The sequence below is a fragment of the Streptosporangium album genome (assembly GCF_014203795.1).
Taxonomy (GTDB): Bacteria; Actinomycetota; Actinomycetes; order Streptosporangiales; family Streptosporangiaceae; genus Streptosporangium; species Streptosporangium album.
Genome location: NZ_JACHJU010000002.1, coordinates 509,853 through 529,197, shown reverse-complemented (window position 1 = coordinate 529,197; position 19,345 = coordinate 509,853). Strand labels below are relative to the sequence as shown.

Annotated in this window: 16 protein-coding genes; 1 reads left to right on the top strand and 15 read right to left on the bottom strand. The window is 70.6% G+C overall.

Annotated features, from left to right (window positions below; genetic code table 11):
- Positions 1-30: 30 nt before the first annotated feature.
- From FHR32_RS26115 to FHR32_RS26095, 5 genes are read right to left on the bottom strand one after another with little or no spacing between them, the layout of a single operon-like run.
- The gene (locus FHR32_RS26115; protein WP_184757187.1) at positions 31-963 is read right to left on the bottom strand and encodes a dihydrodipicolinate synthase family protein; all 933 of its coding nucleotides are present in this window, start codon (positions 961-963) and stop codon (positions 31-33) included.
- A complete protein-coding gene (locus FHR32_RS26110) occupies positions 960-2,003 on the bottom strand; it encodes an oligopeptide/dipeptide ABC transporter ATP-binding protein (RefSeq protein ID WP_184757185.1) in 1,044 nt (347 codons plus the stop codon). The genes FHR32_RS26115 and FHR32_RS26110 overlap by 4 nt, the downstream gene beginning before the upstream one ends.
- Complete coding sequence (locus tag FHR32_RS26105) at positions 2,000-3,967, bottom strand: dipeptide/oligopeptide/nickel ABC transporter permease/ATP-binding protein (protein ID WP_184757184.1); 1,968 nt, start codon at positions 3,965-3,967, stop codon at positions 2,000-2,002. The genes FHR32_RS26110 and FHR32_RS26105 overlap by 4 nt, the downstream gene beginning before the upstream one ends.
- Positions 3,967-4,908, bottom strand: coding sequence for an ABC transporter permease (locus FHR32_RS26100; RefSeq protein WP_246467426.1), 942 nt, complete (start codon positions 4,906-4,908; stop codon positions 3,967-3,969). The genes FHR32_RS26105 and FHR32_RS26100 overlap by 1 nt, the downstream gene beginning before the upstream one ends.
- Before the next feature lie 20 nt (positions 4,909-4,928).
- Positions 4,929-6,551: an ABC transporter substrate-binding protein gene (locus FHR32_RS26095; RefSeq protein ID WP_184757180.1), complete on the bottom strand. Its 1,623-nt coding sequence runs from the start codon at positions 6,549-6,551 to the stop codon at positions 4,929-4,931.
- Between the two features lie 298 nt (positions 6,552-6,849).
- Between FHR32_RS26095 and FHR32_RS26090 the strand changes: the two genes are divergently transcribed.
- Positions 6,850-7,611, top strand: coding sequence for a FadR/GntR family transcriptional regulator (locus tag FHR32_RS26090; RefSeq protein WP_221466214.1), 762 nt, complete (start codon positions 6,850-6,852; stop codon positions 7,609-7,611).
- On the opposite strand, the gene FHR32_RS26085 is transcribed toward FHR32_RS26090, so the two are convergent.
- The 10 genes from FHR32_RS26085 to FHR32_RS26040 all read right to left on the bottom strand — a co-directional run bounded on the left by FHR32_RS26085 (position 7,596) and on the right by FHR32_RS26040 (position 19,302).
- On the bottom strand, positions 7,596-8,585 hold the full coding sequence (locus tag FHR32_RS26085; protein ID WP_184757177.1) for an ABC transporter ATP-binding protein: 990 nt from the start codon (positions 8,583-8,585) through the stop codon (positions 7,596-7,598). The two genes, FHR32_RS26090 and FHR32_RS26085, sit on opposite strands and share 16 nt — an antisense overlap.
- On the bottom strand, positions 8,582-9,598 hold the full coding sequence (locus FHR32_RS26080) for an ABC transporter ATP-binding protein (RefSeq protein ID WP_184757175.1): 1,017 nt from the start codon (positions 9,596-9,598) through the stop codon (positions 8,582-8,584). Before FHR32_RS26080 ends, FHR32_RS26085 begins: the two co-directional genes overlap by 4 nt.
- Before the next feature lie 31 nt (positions 9,599-9,629).
- A complete protein-coding gene (locus FHR32_RS26075) occupies positions 9,630-10,511 on the bottom strand; it encodes an ABC transporter permease (RefSeq protein ID WP_184757173.1) in 882 nt (293 codons plus the stop codon).
- A gap of 1 nt (position 10,512) precedes the next feature.
- Entirely contained in the window at positions 10,513-11,490 is a 978-nt protein-coding gene (locus tag FHR32_RS26070) for an ABC transporter permease (protein ID WP_184757172.1), read from the bottom strand.
- Positions 11,487-13,136 carry an ABC transporter substrate-binding protein gene (locus tag FHR32_RS26065; protein WP_184757170.1) on the bottom strand — a complete coding sequence of 550 codons (1,650 nt, stop codon included), beginning with the start codon at positions 13,134-13,136 and terminating at the stop codon, positions 11,487-11,489. The genes FHR32_RS26070 and FHR32_RS26065 overlap by 4 nt, the downstream gene beginning before the upstream one ends.
- Entirely contained in the window at positions 13,133-13,843 is a 711-nt protein-coding gene (locus FHR32_RS26060) for a PIG-L deacetylase family protein (RefSeq protein ID WP_184757168.1), read from the bottom strand. The genes FHR32_RS26065 and FHR32_RS26060 overlap by 4 nt, the downstream gene beginning before the upstream one ends.
- Positions 13,844-13,866: 23 nt before the next feature.
- Positions 13,867-14,793 (bottom strand): GNAT family N-acetyltransferase, encoded by a 927-nt coding sequence (locus FHR32_RS26055; RefSeq protein ID WP_221466213.1) that lies wholly within the window; start codon positions 14,791-14,793, stop codon positions 13,867-13,869.
- Positions 14,794-15,201: 408 nt separating this feature from the next.
- Positions 15,202-15,918 (bottom strand): maleylpyruvate isomerase family mycothiol-dependent enzyme, encoded by a 717-nt coding sequence (locus FHR32_RS26050; RefSeq protein WP_184757164.1) that lies wholly within the window; start codon positions 15,916-15,918, stop codon positions 15,202-15,204.
- A gap of 70 nt (positions 15,919-15,988) precedes the next feature.
- Positions 15,989-17,563, bottom strand: coding sequence for a serine/threonine-protein kinase (locus FHR32_RS26045; protein WP_184757162.1), 1,575 nt, complete (start codon positions 17,561-17,563; stop codon positions 15,989-15,991).
- 68 nt (positions 17,564-17,631) lie between these two features.
- Positions 17,632-19,302, bottom strand: a complete 1,671-nt coding sequence (locus tag FHR32_RS26040; protein WP_221466212.1) for a glycerol-3-phosphate dehydrogenase/oxidase — start codon at positions 19,300-19,302, stop codon at positions 17,632-17,634.
- Positions 19,303-19,345: the final 43 nt, after the last annotated feature.

The window sequence follows — 19,345 nt, the reverse complement described above, 5'->3', positions numbered from 1 at the left end:
GCGGCCCGGCTCGGCGGCCGGGCCGGTCCGTCACAGCAGGCCGGCGGCTGCCAGGTATGCGCCGACCCGGCCGGTCTCGTCGCCGTCCAGCGGGATCTGCGGCAGCGCGGTGGTCGGGTGGTCGATGATCCCGCGCAGGTGCAGGGCCGCCTTGAAGGCGCCCATGGCCGACGACCCCGCTCCCATCCGCGCCCCACCGGCTCTCACCAGGCCGAACAGGCGGAACAGGCGTTCCTGCTCGGTGCGCGCGGCCTCCCAGTCGCCCTCCGACGCCGAGCGGAACAGCCGGGTGTACCCGTGGGGGTCGACGTTGCCGAGTCCGGGCACCACGCCGTCGGCCCCCATCCACAGGGCGGAGTCGACGGTCAGCTCGGATCCGGTCAGGACGCTGAAGGAGCCGATGTCGCTCCGCTCCCGCCGCCCGAGGATCACCTCGCGCAGGCCGGCCTCGTCGCCGCTGGAGTCCTTCACCCCGGCCAGCACGCCGTCGGCCGCCAGGCCGAGCAGGAGATCGGCACCGAGCTTGCTGTGCACGGAGACGGGCAGATCATAGGCGTACAGCGGCAGACCGGCCTGGCCGGCGATGGTCCGGAAGTGCCCGTCGATCTCCACGGGATGGGTACGGGTGTAGAACGGCGCGGTCGCCACGATCCCGTCCACGCCCGCCTTGACGGCGGCCCGCACGTGCTCCAGCACCCTCGGGGTGGTCATGTCGATCACACCGGCCAGCACCGGGACCTGGCCGCCCACGTGGCCCAGCACCGTGTCCAGCACGATCGCCCGGTGTCCGTCCGGCAGGAACGCCACCTCCGAGGAGGAGCCGAGGACGAACAGCCCGTCCACCCCGCCGTCCAGCAGGTGGTCCACCAGCCGGGTCAGCGATCCGGTGTCGACCTCGAAGTCCGGGGTCAACGGGGTGCACACCGGGGGGATGACGCCGGTCAGTGCGGTGGCGGTTGTCATTGACGCTCCTGTGCTTGGCTGATCAGGTCGAGGTCGGTGGCCCCGGCGGGGACCGGGTGGTGGCAGCGGAACAGGTGGTCGCCGGACGGGCCGGCGCCGCCGGCCCGCATCGCCGGCATCTCCGTGGCGCACACGTCGTCGGCCTTCCAGCACCGGGTGCGGAAGGGGCATCCGCTCGGCGGCCGCGTCGCCGACGGCACCGAGCCCACCAGCGGGATCGGATTGATCGGCGAGAGCAGTCCGGGCGTGGCGGAGAACAGTGCCCTGGTGTAGGGGTGGCGGGCATGGTCCGGTACGGCCTGCGACGGGGTCCGTTCGACGACACGTCCCAGGTACATCGTGATGACCTGGTCGCTCATCCGCCGCACCGTCTGGATGTCGTGGGAGACGAAGACCAGCGTCAGTCCGAGCCGGTCCTTCAGGTCCAGCAGCAGGTTCAGGATCTGGGCACGGACCGAGACGTCCAGCGCGCTCGTCGGCTCGTCCGCGATCAGCAGCTCCGGTTCGAGCGCCAGCGCCCTGGCGATGGCCACGCGCTGGCGCTGGCCTCCGGAGAGCCGGCCCGGGAGCTGGTCGGCGGCGCTCGGAGGCAGGCCGACCAGGTCGAGCAGCTCACGCACCCGCCCGTCCCGCCACTGCGCGGTGCCGCGCCGGTGCACGTTCAGCGGGTCGCGCAGGACCTGCCGGACGGGCAGCCGGCGGTTGAGCGCCGTGGACGGGTCCTGAAAGATCATTCCGGTGCTCGACCCGATGAGGGTCCTGCGCTCGGCGTCCTTCATCGACCAGAGGTCCCGGCCCCGGAAGGACACCGTGCCGGAGGTGGGCCGTTGCAGCCCTACCAGCACCTTGGCCAGGGTGGACTTGCCGCAGCCGGACTCCCCCACGACACCGACCGTCTGGCCGGCGGCGACGGTCAGGTCCGCCCCGGTGAGGGCGTGCACCCGGTCGCGGGAGAACAGTCCGCCGGAGCGCGCCCGGTGCACCACATGGACGTCGGCGAGTTCGAGCAGGGTCTCCGCCGTGCCGGGGTCCGTCGTCATCGGGTCTCCTTTCCGGCGAACACCGGTGTCGTGATCTCGACCGCCGGGTGGTGACAGGCCACCGAGTGGCGGTGGACGTCTCCCTCCAGCCGGGGGGCGTCCGTGCGGCAGACGTCCGTGGCCATCGGGCAGCGGTCGGCGAACCGGCAGCCGGCGGGGAAGCCGGCGGGGGACGGGACCACCCCGCGGATCTGGGTGAGCCGCTGTGCGCCGGACTCCAGTGACAGCACCGAGCCGAGCAGCCCCCGGGCGTAGTGGTGGGCCGGGGCTCCGACGAGGGTCGCGGTGACGCCGGTCTCGACGATCTGCCCGCCGTACATCACCACGACCCGGTCGGTGACGTCGGCCACCAGGGCGAGGTCGTGGGAGACCAGGACCAGCGCGAAGCCGAGTTCGGACCGGAGCCGCAGCAGCAGCTCGATCACCTGAGCCTGGACCGTCACGTCCAGGGCGGTGGTGGGCTCGTCGGCGATGATCAGCTTGGGGCTGCGGGACAGGGCCATCGCGATGAGCACCCGCTGGCGCTGGCCTCCGGACAGCTCGTGCGGGTAGGAGGGAAGGGTCCGCTCCGGATCCAGTCCGACCAGCTCCAGCAGCTCGGCCGCGCTCCGCCTGCCGCCACGTCTGGTCACCTGTTTCAGCTGGGCCTTGATGGTCATCGCGGGGTTCAGCGAGGAGAGGGCGTCCTGGTAGACCATCGCCATGTCGTGTCCCAGCAGCCTGCGGCGGGCCGGCGGGGAGAGCCGCAGCAGGTCCTTGCCGTCGAAGCCGATCTCGCCGCGGATCCGGGCTCCGCGCGGCTGCAGGCCCATGACGGTCAGCGCGGTGAGCGACTTCCCGCACCCGGATTCGCCGACCAGCCCGAGCACCTCTCCCGGACGGACGTCGAAGGAGATCCCGTCGACGATGTCCACGCCGTCGTGCCGGCCGTCGAAGCCGATGGCCAGATCGGTCACCCGCAGGACCGGCTCGCCGGTGGGCAGCGGGCGGGCGCGTCCGGCCAGGCGGCGGGCCGCCTCTGCCAGTCCCGGCAGTTCGGTGACCTCCCCGGTGCCCGGCCGGGCCTGCTCCAGCGCGTCCACCTCGGCGGGCTTCTCCGCGTCGGCCGGCCGGCGTGCCGCCGGCGCCGCCCAGGCGTCGGACACCCCCTCGGACAGGATGTTCAGCGAGAGCACCGTGATCAGGATCAGCAGGCCGGGGAACACGGTGGCCCACCAGCCTCCGAGCAGCACCATGTTCCTGCCGTCGGCGATGACGCTGCCCCAGGACGGGTCGGGTGGCCGGACCCCGGCGCCGATGAAGGACAGCGACGCCTCGAAGACGATGGCGTCGGCGACCATCACCGTGCAGAACACCAGCACCGGCGCCGCGCAGTTGACGGCCACGTGCCTGAGCAGGATGTGGGGGGTCCGGGCGCCGATGATCCTCTCGGCCGCCACGTAGTCCTCCCCGTACTGCGCCAGCACGTTGGCCCGGACCACCCGGGCCACCGACGGCATGTACAGGAAGCCGATCGCGATCACCAGCACCGAGACCCCGCCGCCGAAGACCGCCACCAGCACCGCGGCCAGCGCGATCCCGGGGAAGGCCATGATGACGTCGAGGACCCGCATGATCGTCTCGTCGACCCACCTGCGGGAGGTGGCGGCGACGGCGCCGATGACGGCCCCGGCCACCAGCGCCAGGCCGGTCGCCCCCAGCCCGATGAGGAGCGACCAGCGCGCCCCGTACATCAGCCGGCTCAGGATGTCGCGGTTGGCGCTGTCCAGTCCCATCCAGTGGTCGGCGGAGGGGCCGCCGCCGGCGGCCTGCTGGAAGTACGGGGAGTGCGGGGCCGTCAGGGGGGCGAGCAGGGCGGCGAGAATGACCGCCGCCAGAACGCCCAGGGCGATCCACGACAGCGGGGACAGCCTCGTGAAGGTGACTCCGGGCCGGGCCAGCGCGCCGGTCAGTCCTTTTCGCATCAGGCGGCGCTCCTGAGCCGGGGGTTGATCAGCAGGTAGAGGACGTCGACGGCCAGGTTGACGGCCATGAATCCGACGGCGATGGTCAGCACCACGCCCTGGACCACCGCCGGGTCACCGTCACGTACGGCGTTGATCATGAGTTGTCCCATCCCTGGCAGGGAGTAGATCTGCTCGATGACCACCGCGCCGCCGAGCAGGTATCCGATCCGCAGGCCCAGCACCGTGAGCGGGTTGATCAGGGCGTTGCGCAGCACGTTGCGCCCGACGACCACCAGCGGGGGGAGCCCACTGCCGATCGCGGTGCGGACGTAGTCCCTGTCCAGTTCCTCGACCATGGAGGTGCGGATGATCCGGATGAGCTGGGCCGCCACCGGGAGGGACAGCGACAGGGCGGGCAGTGTCATCGACCTCAGCCAGCCGGTGAGGGAGTCGGCGGGGTTGATGTACCCGCCGGTCGGGAAGATCCCCTTACCCACCGCGAGCCACTGGATCATCAGCAGCGCCAGCCAGAAGGCCGGGGCCGCCACCCCGACCAGCGACACCACCCGGATCACCTGGTCGGGCCAGCGGTCCCGGAAGAGCGCCGCGGTGACGCCGAGGACCAGCGCGACGACCACGGCGATCCCCAGCCCCAGGAAGGTGAGCTGGACGGTCAGCGGCAGAGCGGTGAGCACCGAGTCCAGCACGGGGGCCTTGGTGAGCACGCTGGTGCCCATGTCACCGTGGAGCAGGTCACCGACGAAGTGCACGTACCGCAGCGGCAGCGGGTCCAGCAGGCCGTTCTCGACCTGGAACCGGTGGATCTGTTCCGGGGTCGGGTTGGCACCCTGGAAGTAGGCGTACTCCGGCTTGCTGTTCGAGAACCGCATGACGATGAAGACGAACAGGACGACGCCCAGCAGCAGCGGGATCAGGATGAGGACGCGGCGGAGAAGCATCCTGGCGATGACGGCCATGGTCAGGTGCGCTTGGCCTGCAGCAGGTTGATGCCCGGGTACGGCTGCGGGCGGATTCCGGAGAGTTTCCGTGGATCCCACGCGGTCATCAACTCGGTGTGCACGACCGGATAGAGCACCGCCTGCTCGGCGATGACGTCGATGTACTTGTGGATCAGCTCGGCCTTCTCCGTCCTGCCCGGCTCCTCGGTGGCCTTGTCCATCATCTCGAAGAGATCCTTGGCCGCCTTGCTGCTCTCCCAGTGGCTGTACTTCATCCACAGGCCGCCGCGGACGTAGTTGTAGTGCATGATCAGATCGGCGTCCATGCCGAACTGGTTGGGGTTCGACGCGGCGGCGACCACCTGGTAGTCCTGGAACTGGTCCATCTTGGCGAACAGCGCGGCGGTGTCCTGCGGCTCCAGTGTGGTCTTGACGCCGATCGCCTCCCAGGAGGCGGCGATGGTCGGCAGGCAGTCGACGATCCAGCTCAGGTTGACCGCCATCAGGTTGACCGTCAGGTTCTCGGCCCCGGCCTCCTTGAGCAGCGCCTTGGCCTTGTCCGGGTCGTAGTCGTAGACGGTGGCCGCCTTGGCGTGGTCGGGGTGTCCCTCGTTGAGGAAGGAGCTCGACGCGGTGCCGTGCCCCTTGAGCGCCACCTGGATCATCTTCTGCTTGTCGATCGCGTAGTGCAGCGCCTGCCGTACCCGCACGTCGTCGAAGGGTTTGGCACCGGTGTTGAACATGAGGAACATGTGGTTCATGCCCTTGCCGCCCTCGACGGTCAGCCCTGACGCGGCGAGCTGGTCGATGTTGGCGTAGGGGACGTTGTCGGCGATCTGCGCCTCGGCCGCGGCTCCGGAGATCTTGGCGACCCGCGCCGCGGCGTCGACGATGGACAGCCAGTTCATCTTCTTGACGGTGGCCGGCCGCGGGCCGTTGTAGTCGGCGAACGCCTCGAAGGTCGTGTTCGACTTGGGATTGTGCGCGGTCTGCTTGTAGGGGCCGGATCCGCAGGTCTTGCCGCCCTTGGCCGCGTCCCAGGCGCCGGGGGCGCCGAAGACGTGCTTGGGCATGATCTTGGCGATCGTCAGCCGCGGCGCCGCGTCGGGGAACGGGAACTTGAAGACCAGTTCGACGTTGCGGTCGTCGATCTTCTTGACCTCCTGCAGCCATGCCTTGAAGAAGTTGCCGACGAGCACGTTCGCGGCCGGGTCGAGGATCCGCTGGAAGGTGAAGACCACGTCGTCGGCGGTCACCGGCCGGCCGTCGTGCCACTTCGCGCCCTCGCGGAGGGTGAACTTCCACGAGGTGGCCGCCGGGTCCGCCGGCAGGGCGGTGGCCAGGGCGGGATACGGCTCGCGCGTGATCGGGTCGGTGTCCAGCAGCCCCTCGTAGATGTGGCTGATGCCGGCCATCGTGAACGCGGAGGCGGTCTGCGTCGGGTCCCAGCTCTGGTCGTTGCCGTATCCGATGACGGCGGTGACCAGGTCCTTGTCCGATCCGGCACCGACCGAGCCGGTCGAGGCGGGTCCGCCCGAACAAGCGGAGAGGGAGGCCGCGATGGCCGCCGCCGCGCCCGCCGCTCCGCTGTAGCGCAGGAAGTCGCGGCGGCTGAGGGCGGGCCGGAATGGGGGGGCGCTCACGGTGCCTCCTACAGGCGTCGGGGTCAGGGAGAGAAATTCCTAGGACGTCCTACGTCCTACGTTATGTATTAGAGTGGACGGTAAAGGGCTAGCCGCCATTTGGTCAACAGAAATTGGCGGGAACGTTTCCGTAATGTTTCGTCGCGATCACTCTCCAGCGGCTCCGCCACGCCATCGACCGGAGAATCGCGTCGTATGCTGTCGGGTCGGAAGCAAGCCGGGGACCTGGTCTCGCACCACCGACGACTGCCACCCGGCACGGGGCACCGCCACCGGCCGCCGATCACAAGGGAACACCGTGACCACAGCCCCCCGCCCGTTCCGCGGCCGGCTCAGCCGCGCCGTCGAGGTCCAAGAGGCCGTCAAGGACATCATCCTGCGGCGCAGGCTCGCGGCCGGCGACCCGCTGCCCACCGAGTCCGAGCTGATCGAGGAGCTCGGGATCAGCCGCAACTCGGTCCGGGAGGCGCTCAAGGCCCTGCAGGCCGTCGGCATCGTGGACATCCGCCACGGCTTCGGGATGTTCGTGGGCCGGATGTCGCTGAGCGGCCTGGTCGACGAGCTGGCCTTCCACGGCCGGATCACGATGCAGGACGGCCGGAACGATCTCGGCCACCTCATCGAGATCCGCGAGATCCTCGAGACCGGCCTGGTCCAGCGGCTGATCGACCGGCACCAGGAGGCCGACCTGTCCCCGGTCGACGTCGTGATGGAGCAGATGGAGGCCGAGGCCCTCGTGGGAGACGTCTCACCGGACACCGACCGGCTCTTCCACGACGTGCTCTACCGCCCCCTGGGCAACCCCCTGGTCGGGCAGCTTCTCGGCGCCTTCTGGGACGTCTACCACCAGCTACGCGACAACCTGGGGAGCCCCGACGAGTCCCCGGCCGACGTCGTGCGGCGGCACCGCGACATCCACGCCGCCGTCGCGGCCGGGGACAAGGCGGCGGCCATCGCCGCGGTGCACGCCCACTTCGAGGGCGTCCGCAACCGGCTGGGCAGGCTGCGGCGGCTGGGCGATCCGCCGCACCCGAGCACCCCGCCTCAGCCGTCCCCGTAGTGCCAGCACTCGGTCCAGCGTCCGTCGCCGAGATCGGTGCGGGGCGGGGTCCGCTCCGAGCAGACCGGCAGGGCGATCGGACAGCGGGGATGGAAGCGGCAGCCGCCCGGCGGATCGGCCAGGCTGGGGGGCTCGCCGCGTCTGAGGATCTCCGGTGGCGACACGCGGTCCGGATCGGGGGCGGCCGACAGGAGCAGGCGGGTGTAGGGATGCGCCGGCTCCTGGGTGAGCACCTCCCCCGGACCACGCTCGATGAGCCGCCCGGCGTACATCACCGTGATGTCCTCGGCGAAGTAGCGCGCGCTCGCGATGTCATGGGTGATGTACAGCAGGGCCAGACCGCTCTCGTCGGCCAGGCGCTCCAGCAGCCGGAGCACTCCCAGCCGGATCGACACGTCGAGCATGGAGACCGGCTCGTCGGCGATCAGCACGGCCGGCCGTACGGCGAGTGCCCTGGCGATCGCCACCCGCTGGCGCTGCCCGCCCGACAGCTCGTGCGGAAGCTTGTCCATGAACTGCTCGACCGGGGTGAGGCTGACCCTTTCGAGGAGCTCGGCCACCTGCTCGGCCTCGTCGGCGGCCGAGCGCACGTGACCGTGGATCCGCAGGGGCCTGGCCAGGTGGTAGCGGACCCGGTGGAAGGGGTTGAGCGACGCGAAGGGGTCCTGGAAGATCAGCTGCACCTGGCGGCGGTAGTCACGGAACCCGGACCCGCGATGGGCGCGCACGGGACGGCCGCGCAGCAGCACCTCCCCGGAGGTCGCCGGGTAGACCTGCGCCAGCAGCCGCGCGACCGTGCTCTTGCCGCAGCCGCTCTCCCCCACCAGCGCGGTCACCGAACCGGCGCGCAGCGCCAGGGACACGTCCTCCACCGCGCGGACCGGCGGGCGCCGGCCCAGCCTCCCTCTGGGGCCCCGGGCCGCCGTGAAGTTCTTGGTCAGGTTCCGTCCCTCCAGCACCACCTCTCCGCTCATGAGTCGACCTCCGACGTCGGTCCGGTGGGGACGGGCACTCCGGTCCCGTCGTTCAGCAGGCAGGCGACCTCGCCCCCGGGGCCGGGACGCAGGAGCGGAGGCGTCGAGGAGCACTCGTCGAGAGCGGACCGGCAGCGGGGGTGGAAGGCGCAGCCGGACGGCAGCGCCCTCAGGTCCGGCGGCGTGCCGGGGATGCTGAGCAGTTCCTGGCGGGGCCCGTGCAGCTTGGGGAAGGAACGCAGCAGGCCGAGCGTGTACGGATGACGGGGCGCCCGGTGCAGTTCCCCGGCCGCTCCGGTCTCCACCACCCTGCCGGCGTACATGACCGCGATGCGGTCGGAGATCTCCATGAGCAGCGACAGGTCGTGTGTGATGAAGACGACCGCGAAGCCGTACTCGTCCTTCAGTGCCCGGATCTCGTGCAGGATGTCACGCTGGACGACCACGTCGAGGGCGGTCGTCGGCTCGTCCATGATGATGATCTCCGGGTTGAGGGCGAGCGCGATGGCGATCACGGCACGCTGGCGCATGCCTCCGGAGAGCTCGTGAGGGTAGCTGCGCAGCCGGTCGGCGCCGATGCCGACCCGGCGCAGCAGCTCGGCCGCCCGTTCGGTCCGGACCTTGCGCGGCAGGTCGCGTTCGTGGATGCGCAGCACATCGTCGATCTGGGCGCCGATGGTGCTCACCGGGTTGAGGGAGTTCATCGCGCTCTGGAAGACGATCGCGAGCTCCTTCCAGCGGAACGCCCGCAGCGCCGCACGGTCGAGCTCCAGGACGTCGACGGGGCCGCCGCCGGCCCGGTGGTAGAGCACGGAACCGCCGGTGACCACGGCCGGGGGCCGCAGCAGCCGTCCGAGGGCGTGCGCCAGCGTCGACTTGCCGCTGCCGCTCTCCCCCGCGACCCCGAGGATCTCACCGCGCCGCAGGTCCAGCGAGACGTCGTCGACCGCGTGCACGGTGCCACCCGCCGACAGGTAGTCCACGCTGAGGCCGCGGATCTCAAGGATGTTCACGCGCTCACCTCTCCCCCGGTCTCAAGGATGTTCACGGGCCCACCTCTCCCGCGGTCTCCAGCACCGCGGCGGATTCGCGGCGGGGGCGCCGGGGCGCCCGTACGGTCCGCAGCCGGGGGTTGGCGATCTCGTCGATGCCGAAGTTCATCAGTCCGAGCCCGGCGCCGACGAGCGCGATGCACAGGCCCGGCGGGATGAACCACCACCACGCGCCGACGAGCAGGGCCTGGCCGTTCTGCGCGAAGTAGAGCATGCTCCCCCAGCTGACGGTGGACAGGTCGGCCAGCCCGAGGAAGGACAGTCCCGCCTCGGCGAGGATCGCGGCCACCACGGTGGCCAGGAAGCTGGTGGCGATCACCGGCAGCTCCACCGGGAGGATCTCGTAGAAGATGATCCTCAGCGGCCTCTCGCCGCCGGCCCTGGCCGCCTCGACGAAGTCGCGGCGGCGGATGGACAGCGTCTGCGCGCGCAGGACGCGGGCGCCCCAGGCCCAGCCGGTCGCCGCGATGACGACCGCGACCGAGGTGACACCGCGCTGGGGCAGGTAGCCCGCGAGCACGATCACCAGCGGCAGCGCCGGGAGCACCAGGAAGATGTTAGTGAGCACCGAGAGCGCCTCGTCGACGACGCCGCCGAAGTAGCCGCCGACGAGGCCGACGGCGATCGACACGGCGGTGGCGATCACGGCCGACAGCACCCCCACGCCCAGCGAGACGCGGGAGCCGTGCACGACCTGCAGGAGGATGTCCTGGCCGGTCTGCGTGGTGCCGAGCCAGTGCTCGGCCGACGGCCCCGCCAGCGCCTCGCCGCCGGTGGCGGACGGGTCGCCGGTGAGCAGCAGCGGTCCGAAGATCGCCATCAGGGCGAAGAAGGCGAGGATCAGCAGGCCGATCCTGATCTTCCACGAGCGCATGTCAGGCCTCCTGCCGGGTGCGGGGGTCGAGCACGACGTAGGCCAGGTCCGCGAGGAGGTTGGCGGCCAGCACCGCCAGCGAGATGACCAGGAAGATGCCCTGCATCAGCGGGAAGTCCTCGTTCTCCACCCCCTTGAGCAGCATCGAGCCGATGCCCGGATAGGAGAAGACGATCTCGGTGAGCACCGAGCCGCCGACCACGAACCCGAGCGACAGGGCGAAGCTGGTGATGTTGGGCAGGATCGCGTTGCGGGCGGCGTAGGCCCACATGACCCGGCGGCTGGTGAGCCCCTTGGCCTCGGCCATCACCACGTAGTCCTCACCCAGCGTGGTGACCATGACGTTGCGCATCCCGAGGATGCGGTCGGCCATCGAGGCGATCACGATCGTGATGGCCGGCAGCGCCGCGTGGTAGAGCACGCTCGACACGAACGGGCCGTCGAAGGCGGGCATGACGTCCAGGCCGTAGGCGCGGCTCACCGGGAACCACCGCAGCGTCACGCCGAAGACGAACACCAGCGCCAGGGCCACCCAGAAGTACGGCACGGCGTGCATGAACGTGGTGGCGGGCAGCACCCCGTCGAGCCAGCTCCCCCGCTTCCACGCGACGATCACGCCGAGGAAGGTGCCCAGCAGATAGCTGAGCAGGGTGGCGACCCCGACCAGGCCGATCGTCCACGGCAGGCTGCCGGCGATGATCGTGGACACCTCGGCGGGGAAGAACGTGATCGACCGGCCCAGCTCGCCGTGGAGCAGGTTCCCCAGGTAGTCGAGGTACTGCTGCCAGACGCCGGCGTCGCTGATCCCGAACGCGCGCTTCATCGCGTCGATCGCGGCCGGGTCGACGTTGCCCTTCAGCCGGGCCACCAGCAGGTCGACCGGGTCCCCCGGCATCAGCCGGGGGATGAGGAAGTTGAGGGTGACGGCGGCCCAGGCCGTCAGGAGGTAGAACCCGAGCCGCCTGGCGAGGAACCTCACGTGCCCGCCGGCCGGAGGTGGAGCAGGACCACCGCCGCGTCGGGTGAGGTGTACGGCGAGGGCATCGCGTACGGATCCTGCTCGCTGGGCCAGCCGACGTACTTGTCGGTGCGGTACTGGGCCCAGGAGGGGCTGTAGAACAGCGGGAGGACGGGGACCTTCTCCACCATGATCTTTCCGAGCCCCTGGACGGCCCGCTCCTGCGCGGCCTGGTCGTCGGTCGCGGTGTAGTCGGCGATCAGCCTGTCGGTCTCCCCGTCCTTCCAGCGCTCGTAGTTGCCCGAGGTCGAGGTCCCGACCGGCTTGGCCAGGCCTCCGTCGAGCAGCGTGCGCAGCGTGAGGTACGGGGTGGGCCCACCGGGCGTGCCGCGGATCGTCATGTCGTAGGTGCCCTTGCCGACCTTGGAGACCCAGTCCTGGAAGGCCACGCCCCGCGTCTCGACCTTGATCCCGATCTTGGCCAGGTCCTCCCGGATGAGCTGGGCGGCGTTCACCCAGTCGGTGAAGGGAGAGGGCACCAGCAGCGTGAAGGACAGCTCGGACGACTCCACGCCCGACTGCTGGAGCAACTGCTTGGCCTTCTCCACGTCGACGGAGTATGCGGCGTCCTTGTGCTCGGGCGGCAGGTAGGCGTCACCGCCCGGCATCGACACGCCGCTCGGGTGCGCCACGGTGGTGTAGCCGCGTTCGGCGACCTTGACGATCCGATCCCGGTCGACCGCGAGGCTGATCGCCTGCCGTACCTCGGGCTTGGCGAAGGCCGGCTTGGTCAGGTTGAGATAGAGCGAGACCAGCCCCTCGGGCGGGAAGTAGTACTTGTTGGTCTCCGGCTGTCCCTGGACGTAGATCTTGTCGATGTCGGGCACGAAGGCGCCGGCCCAGTCGATCTCCCCCTGCTGCAGCCCGGTCTGCACGGCGTTGGCGGTGTAGGCCGGGAAGCGCAGGGTCGGCACCACGGGCTTGCCCGGCTGCCAGTAGGCGGGATTCTTCTTCATCTCGTAGAGCTGGGAGGAGAACGACGAGAGCATGTACGGCCCGGTGCCGACCGGCTTGGGATTGGTGAAGGTGACCGGGTTCTCCTTCTCGAACAGGTGCTTGGCCACGATCGGCCGGTTGCCGGTGATGTTGTACAACTTGGCGTACGACGTCGAGCCGAAGTCGATCTCGACCTTGTCGGGGGCGAGCACCGTGGTGCCCTTCAGGTCGAGGGCTGCCGTGTTGAGCTCGGGGTGCTTCTTCAGCGTGTCGAAGGTGAAGGCCACATCGTCGGCGGTGAACGGCGTGCCGTCGGTCCACTTCACCCCCTGGCGCAGGGTGAGGGTCAGGGTCTTGCCCTTGTCGGACCATTCGTGCCCGGTGGCCAGCCAGGGGGTGCTCTCGCCGGGCTTGAGCTTGTTGATGAACTCCAGCGTCTCGTAGATCATCCCGGTGCTGCCTAAGTTCACCCCTTCGAGGTGAAAGGGGTTGAAGTCCTCCTGGAAGGAACCGGCGTCGATGGCGTGGATCACGAGCGGAGGGGCGTCTCCGGCGGCGGCTCCCCTCTCCGGGGGCGCGCCGGAGCAGCCGGCCAGGACCAGGGCGGCCACGAGCGCGGCCGGCAGGAGGCGTATCGGGGTGCGGGATCGTTGTCGGCGGTGCGAGGTCATGCGGCGGTTCCCTTTCCGAAGAAGCGTGTCCGGAGGTCGCGGGAGCCCTTGGGCGCCGCGAACGCCTGCGCCCGCCGGACCCCGGCGGGGGCCCCGCGCACGATCGTGAGGGCGCGGTAGTAGTCGACGTAGGGGAAGCCGTAGGTCTCGCCGCGGGCGAACGCGTAACCGGTGATGGCCCGCGACCAGACCTCGTAGGCCTCCTCGGTCAGCTCGACGGAGACGTCGGGCCGGTAGCCCTCGGCGTCCTCCCAGTTGTCGGCGTAGTAGAGCTCTCCCGCCCAGTACGCGGGCAGCTCGCGTTCCAGGGTCCGGAGCCCGCCGTAGAAGCGGGCGTCCAGCACGATGCGGTGGGTGCGGGCGTGGTCCTTGTGGATGCTCTCGCTCCAGTGCGTCAGGATGACGTCCGGCCGCAGCTCCCTGATCAGGTCGCCGACCCGCATCTTGACGTCCTCGTCCTCGGGGAGCAGGCCGTCCTCGTAGTCGAGGAACCGGACGCCCGCGCCGATCGCCGCCGCGAAACCTTCCGCCTCGTCCCGTTTCTGCTCGGCGTACTCGGCGACGGGTATCCGGGGGTGGCCCCGTTCGCCGAGCGTCAGGTGCAGCAGGGTGGCCTGGTCTCCCGCCTGGACGTGCTGGGCGAGTACGGCGCCCGCCGTCAGGTCCATGTCGCCCGCGTGGGCGCCGATGGCCAGAACATGGGTCATGCGTCCTCCTAAGCCGTGCCCTGTCAGCCGGTGACCTCGCCGCGCTCCTCCGCCCGCCACCTCATGACGTGGAATCTCCTGGTGACCGAGTAACCGGCCTTCGTGTACAGGTGGCCCGCGGGGCTGGCCTCGCCGGTCCACAGGAACCACGACGAGTGCAGTCCCTCGGCGCGCATCCGGGTCATCGTGGCGTGCAGCAGGATCTTGCCGAGCCCGGTGCCGCGCTCGGCGGGGTCGACGCCGAACGGGCCGAACCGCTCGGGGACGCCGCGGTAGGCCCCATGCATCGCGAACCCCACGATCCCGTCCCTGCGGGCGATCAGGATGCGCTCGCGGGGGATGCCGCCGAGGACGGCGTTCCTGAGCGCCTCGCCCCAGTCGGGGTTGAAGACGTCGGCGGCGAACCGGATCAGCTCGGGCAGCTCCCCGTCCTGCGGGCTGCGGAAGTCGTAACCTTCACCGGCCCGCCTGGCCCGGAGCTCGTGGACCTCGTCCGGCGTGACGTAGCCGACCAGGCCGCGGTCCATGGCCACCGGTGAGTAGAGCGTCGTGAAACCGAGGTCCGTCAGGAGCCGGTGGCCGTCGGGATAGGCCTGCGGATCGATTCCGGGCAGGACGTAATTCGGCGTGTAGGAGGCGAAGTCGACCTGGCTGCGGCCGTCCTCGCGGAGGAAGTCCAGCGCCTCCCGGAGCAGTCTGCGGCCGAGGCCGCCGCCGCGGTGCTCGGGGGCGACGAAGAAGAAGGGGATCCAGCCGGTCTCCGGATCGAGGTCCGTCCCGGCGAGCGGGGTCAGCCGCCGTACGGCGTAGGCGGCCCCCACGACCTCACCGGCCAGGACGGCGACACGCAACCCGGCCGGGTCGAAGTTGGGATCGAGAAGCACGCAGTCCCGCAACCAGCGGGCCGTCGTGGGATCGGCGGGGAGGCTCCGGTTCCACCCATCGAGCAAGGAGGACTCGTCTCCTCGGGCAAAAGCGCGCACAGTGACCGTCACCATCGGGTCCTTTCGCCTCGACTGTGCTCAAAAGCTTCCCGATGAAGAGTCGTTCCGGTCAATAAGGGACGGGAAGAAAATTTCTTTCTGTCATAACCTCTAGAAAATTAGCTTCATTCACGGTAGTAGTAAGTAACCCCTGCCCTCGCGAACGGAGGCGTCGAACGCCAAGGTAAATGTCAGTGGCACTCGGCGGCTGCCGTGGACGGCGGTGCCGGGATGGCTTTCCAGCCGACGCCGCCGGTCGGGCGCGCCTGTCCGTCCGCTCCATCCGTGTGGAGTCGGCCACCACCTCGCGGATGACCGACGGTCCGGCGGTGCCCGCGATCATGAGGGCGATCCACTTGGGGTTGGCCGGGGGACTCAGGCCAGGCAGCGCAGCGCGGCCTTGAGCCTGCGGTCGAGCGGGTGGCCGTCCGGCAGCCGGCCGACCGTTGCCTCGACGAAGGTGGAGACGGGGAGTTGCTCGCTCATGCCGAACGCGTGCACCCAGACCCGCTCGGCGGTCATCTCGACCTGCGCCTTGGAGTCCTGCTCCCCCAGCACGAACGTCGCCACCTCGGCCCGCCACCGGGCCCGCTCGTCCGCCTCGCCGTCCGGCACGGGGGCTCCCACGTCGTCGGCGTGGGCGGCGTACTCGGAGTCGTAGTGGAAGGCCTGCAGGCCCACCGGGTACGGCCCGGCCATGGTCTGCAGCTCCGCGTCGCGGCCGAGCGCGCGCATGCGCTCACGCGTCTCCCCGTTCGCGCGCCGCCACTCCCAGAGCACCTCCTCGACGGGCACGTCACGGCGACGCCGTACGCACCAGTCGTTGAAACCGTTGTAACCGCCGGTGACGCCCTCACGTTCGAGCGTCGCGGAGAACCCCTTGAGGTCGCCGTCCAGGCAGGCGTGGTTGTACAGCTCCTCCCCTGCCAGGTGGGCCAGCACGTCCCGCACCGACCAGCCGGCGCACCGGGAGGGGCGGTTCCAGCCCTCCTCGCCGAGGTCGGAGAAGTGGCGGTCCAGGCGGGCCGCCTCGGTGTCGAAGATGTCGAAAGGGTCGAAATCCGCCAGCGGATTCTCTGTCGGTGAAGTCATACATGAGGAGTTACCCAGGAAGCTCCGGTCATGCCACCGGCACCCTGGGACCTCCCTCCAGAGAAATGTCCTAGTCGTCCCTATCGTCCTTGTCGCCCTTGCCGGGCCGGTGGTCGCCGCCCGATGCGAGGTCGAGCCCGGAGTCACGCAGGAAGGCGGTGAGCGGCCCCTCGGAGGCGAGTTCCCCCTTGCCCCGCGCCTTGACCAGCTCGCGGCCGATCCCGAGCAGCTCGTCACGGGCGCCCTTGCCGTCGCCTTCCTCGATCTTCCTGCCGACTTTGGAGATCTTCTCGCGGATCTTGCGGGCCAGCTTGGAGTCGATGCCGCCCTGGCGCTCCTGGTCGCTGACGGCACGGCTCAGGGCCAGCAGGCGCGCCCGCCATCCTCCCGGGTCCGATCGTGGCGGCGCGGTCCGGCCGGGGGGCGGGGACGGGGACGCCGGCACGGTCCGCGAGGCGGCCGGGGACGGCACCGCGGACGGCGTTTCCGAGGGGATCGCGGCGGCGGCCCGCCCCGACGGGTCCGAGGGGGCGGATGTCCACACGGCCGCCGCCATGACCGCGGCGACCACGCCCGCCGCACCCAGTGCGATCCCGGCGTTGCGCCCCGGCAGGCGCTCCCTGAGACGGCCCGCCGTAATCTTCGCCGTCCACGCCGACGGCACCGGGACGGACTCCGCCGGGTGGAACACCGCGGTGTCTCTCGCACGGTCTCTGGCGTGTGACGCCACCCGGTGGGCGATCTCGGTCAGTGCCCGGCGGACGATCTCCCCGCTGGCCGGCCGCGCGGCGGGATCCTTCTCCAGCAGGGCCAGCACCAGCCGTTCCAGCTCCACCGGGATGTCCGGGCGATACCGGCTCGGCGGGTCGGGAAGGTCGTGCACGTGCTGGGAGATCAGTTGCGGCGCCGGACCGGTGAACGGAGGACGCCCGCACAGCAGCTCGTAACAGACGCAGCCAAGCGCGTACAGGTCAGAGGCCGCGGTCCCCGGCTCACCGAGAATCTGCTCGGGTGACAGGTAGGCGGCCGTGCCGATGACGCTTCCGACGGAGGTCATCCGCATCGCGGCCTCGGTCGCGACCCGGGCCGTCCCGAAGTCGACCACCTTGAGCACGCCGTCCGCGCTCTGATGCAGGTTGGCCGGTTTGACGTCGCGGTGGACAACCCCGGCCCGGTGCGCGGCATCCAGCCCGGCCGCGACCTGCCCCGCCAGGCGGCACATCGCGGAGATGCTCAGCGGCCCGTTCTCGGCCAGCTCGGTGGCGAGGTCGCGACCGGCCAGCAGCTCCATCACCAGGAACGGCCGGCCCTCGTGCTCGCCCACGTCGAACACCGTCACCACGTTGAGGTGGACGACGCGCGCGGCGGTCCGCGCCTCCCGGGCGAACCGCTCGCGCATCGAGATGTCCCGCACCTCCGGCGACAGGATCTTGACCGCTACCGGCCAGCCCGGTCGCAGGTCATGACCACGCCACACCTCCCCCGTCCCGCCCCGGCCGATCAGCTCCTCCAGCCGATACCGGCCGGCCAGCACGACCGGCGTCCGTTCCCAACCGCCCACGATCCCCGCCATCGACTCCGAGCCCGGCAATTGGGACCCCACCTTACGGTGCCCGCCGGGGTCGTGTTCACGGACACCGATCATGACGGCGGCGTCCGGGCCGCCGAGCGGAGCGTCGGGACGGCGGGGAAGGGCTCCGGCGCGGCGGAACGCTAAAGGCTCGTGTCGGCGGCGCCGGAGAAGGCCGGCGGCTCCGGGACGTCGTGCAGGATCACCTCGGCCGTGACGTCGTCGGGTTGTCTCTCCGCGGCGAGCTCCGCCTCGACGTGCAGCCGGTAGTTCTCCGTTTCACGCCGCAGCGTGTGGTCGTCCCAGTCCAGGACCGGGGCCATGAGGGCGGTCACCTCGGACACGGCGGCCAGCCCCCGGTCCCGTTCCTCGATGGAGATGTGGGTGCGACGGACCAGCACGTCCTCCAGGTGCAGCGCCTGCTCGTGCGACGCCGCGTAGACGACCTCGGCCCTCAGGTAGCTCGGGGCTCCGTGGATCGGCTGCCCCAGGGTGGGGTCGGCGGCGAGGAGGTCCAGCACCTCGTCGACGTCCGAGCCGTAGCGGCGCAGGAGGCGCTCCACGGTGAGGACGCTCAGCCCGGAGCGCGCCGCGAGGCGGCGCCGGCGGTTCCACTGCGCTCCGTACCCGGTCGCGCCGAGGAGCGGCACCCGCTCGGTGACGGACTCCGGTACGGCGTCGCCGAGATCCCGCACCGCCATGTCGACGGCGTCCTTGGCCATCACCCGGTAGGTGGTGTACTTACCGCCGGCGACGATCACGAGGCCCGGGACAGGAGCCGCGACCAGGTGCTCGCGCGAGAGCTTCGCGGTGTTCGCGGCGTTGCCGGAGATCAGGGGGCGGAGCCCCGCGTACACGCCTTCGATGTCGTCGCGGGTCAGCGGCCGGCGCAGCACCGTGTTGATGTGGTCGAGCAGGTAGTCGATGTCGGCGCGGCTCGCCACGGGGTGGTCCTGGTCGAGGCTCCACTGCGTGTCCGTGGTCCCGATGACCCAGTACCGTCCCCACGGGATCACGAAGAGCACGCTGTTCTCGGTCCGGAGGATCATGGCGCCGCGGAGGTCGATCGCCTCGCGCGGCACGACGATGTGGACGCCCTTCGACGGCTTCACGGTGGGGGTTCCCCCGACGCCGGCCATCTCCAGGACCTGGTCGGTCCAGACGCCGGTGGCGCTGATCACCTGACGGGCGCGCACGGTGATCTCCTGGCCGCTCTCCATATCCAGCACGCGTGCCCCGGTGACGCGCTCCCCCTCGCGGAGCAGTTCGGTCGCGCGTGCCCGGCTGGCGACGACGGCACCGTATGCCGCGGCCGTCCGCACGACCGCCAGGGTCATCCGCGCGTCGTCGGTCTGCCCGTCGAAGTACTGCAACGCCCCGATGAGCGCGTCGGAGCGCAGACCGGGCGCCTCCTGCAGGGCGCGGCGGCGGTTGAGATACCTGTGGCGGGGGACGACGGAGCGCAGGCCGCCCAGGACGTCGTACAGAGTCATGCCGGCCCCGATGTAGAACCGTTCCCAGATCCGGTGCGTGAGCGGGAAGAGGAACGGGACGGGGTGGACGAGATGGGGGGCCAGCCGGGTGAGCAACAGGTGGCGCTCCTTGAGCGCCTCCCGGACGAGCCGGAAGTCCAGCTGTTCGAGATAGCGCAGGCCGCCGTGGATCAGTTTGCTGGACCGGCTCGAACTGCCGGACGCCCAGTCCCGGGCCTCGATCAGCGCGACCGACAGGCCGCGGGACACCGCGTCGAGCGCTGCTCCGGCGCCGACGATCCCGCCGCCGATGACGAGCACGTCGTAGGTGTTCTCGCTCATCTCCCGGAGTGCCGTCGTACGGTTCCGCGGTCCCAGTGCTGCA

What these genes read in the sequence shown, in the direction of transcription:
- FHR32_RS26115 (WP_184757187.1), bottom strand. Translation starts at nt 963, where the DNA reads ATGACAACCGCCACCGCACTGACCGGCGTCATCCCCCCGGTGTGCACC.
- FHR32_RS26110 (WP_184757185.1), bottom strand. Translation starts at nt 2,003, where the DNA reads ATGACGACGGACCCCGGCACGGCGGAGACCCTGCTCGAACTCGCCGAC.
- FHR32_RS26105 (WP_184757184.1), bottom strand. Translation starts at nt 3,967, where the DNA reads ATGCGAAAAGGACTGACCGGCGCGCTGGCCCGGCCCGGAGTCACCTTC.
- FHR32_RS26100 (WP_246467426.1), bottom strand. Translation starts at nt 4,908, where the DNA reads ATGCTTCTCCGCCGCGTCCTCATCCTGATCCCGCTGCTGCTGGGCGTC.
- FHR32_RS26085 (WP_184757177.1), bottom strand. Translation starts at nt 8,585, where the DNA reads ATGAGCGGAGAGGTGGTGCTGGAGGGACGGAACCTGACCAAGAACTTC.
- FHR32_RS26075 (WP_184757173.1), bottom strand. Translation starts at nt 10,511, where the DNA reads ATGCGCTCGTGGAAGATCAGGATCGGCCTGCTGATCCTCGCCTTCTTC.
- FHR32_RS26065 (WP_184757170.1), bottom strand. Translation starts at nt 13,136, where the DNA reads ATGACCTCGCACCGCCGACAACGATCCCGCACCCCGATACGCCTCCTG.
- FHR32_RS26060 (WP_184757168.1), bottom strand. Translation starts at nt 13,843, where the DNA reads ATGACCCATGTTCTGGCCATCGGCGCCCACGCGGGCGACATGGACCTG.
- FHR32_RS26050 (WP_184757164.1), bottom strand. Translation starts at nt 15,918, where the DNA reads ATGACTTCACCGACAGAGAATCCGCTGGCGGATTTCGACCCTTTCGAC.
- FHR32_RS26045 (WP_184757162.1), bottom strand. Translation starts at nt 17,563, where the DNA reads ATGATCGGTGTCCGTGAACACGACCCCGGCGGGCACCGTAAGGTGGGG.
- FHR32_RS26040 (WP_221466212.1), bottom strand. Translation starts at nt 19,302, where the DNA reads ATGAGCGAGAACACCTACGACGTGCTCGTCATCGGCGGCGGGATCGTC.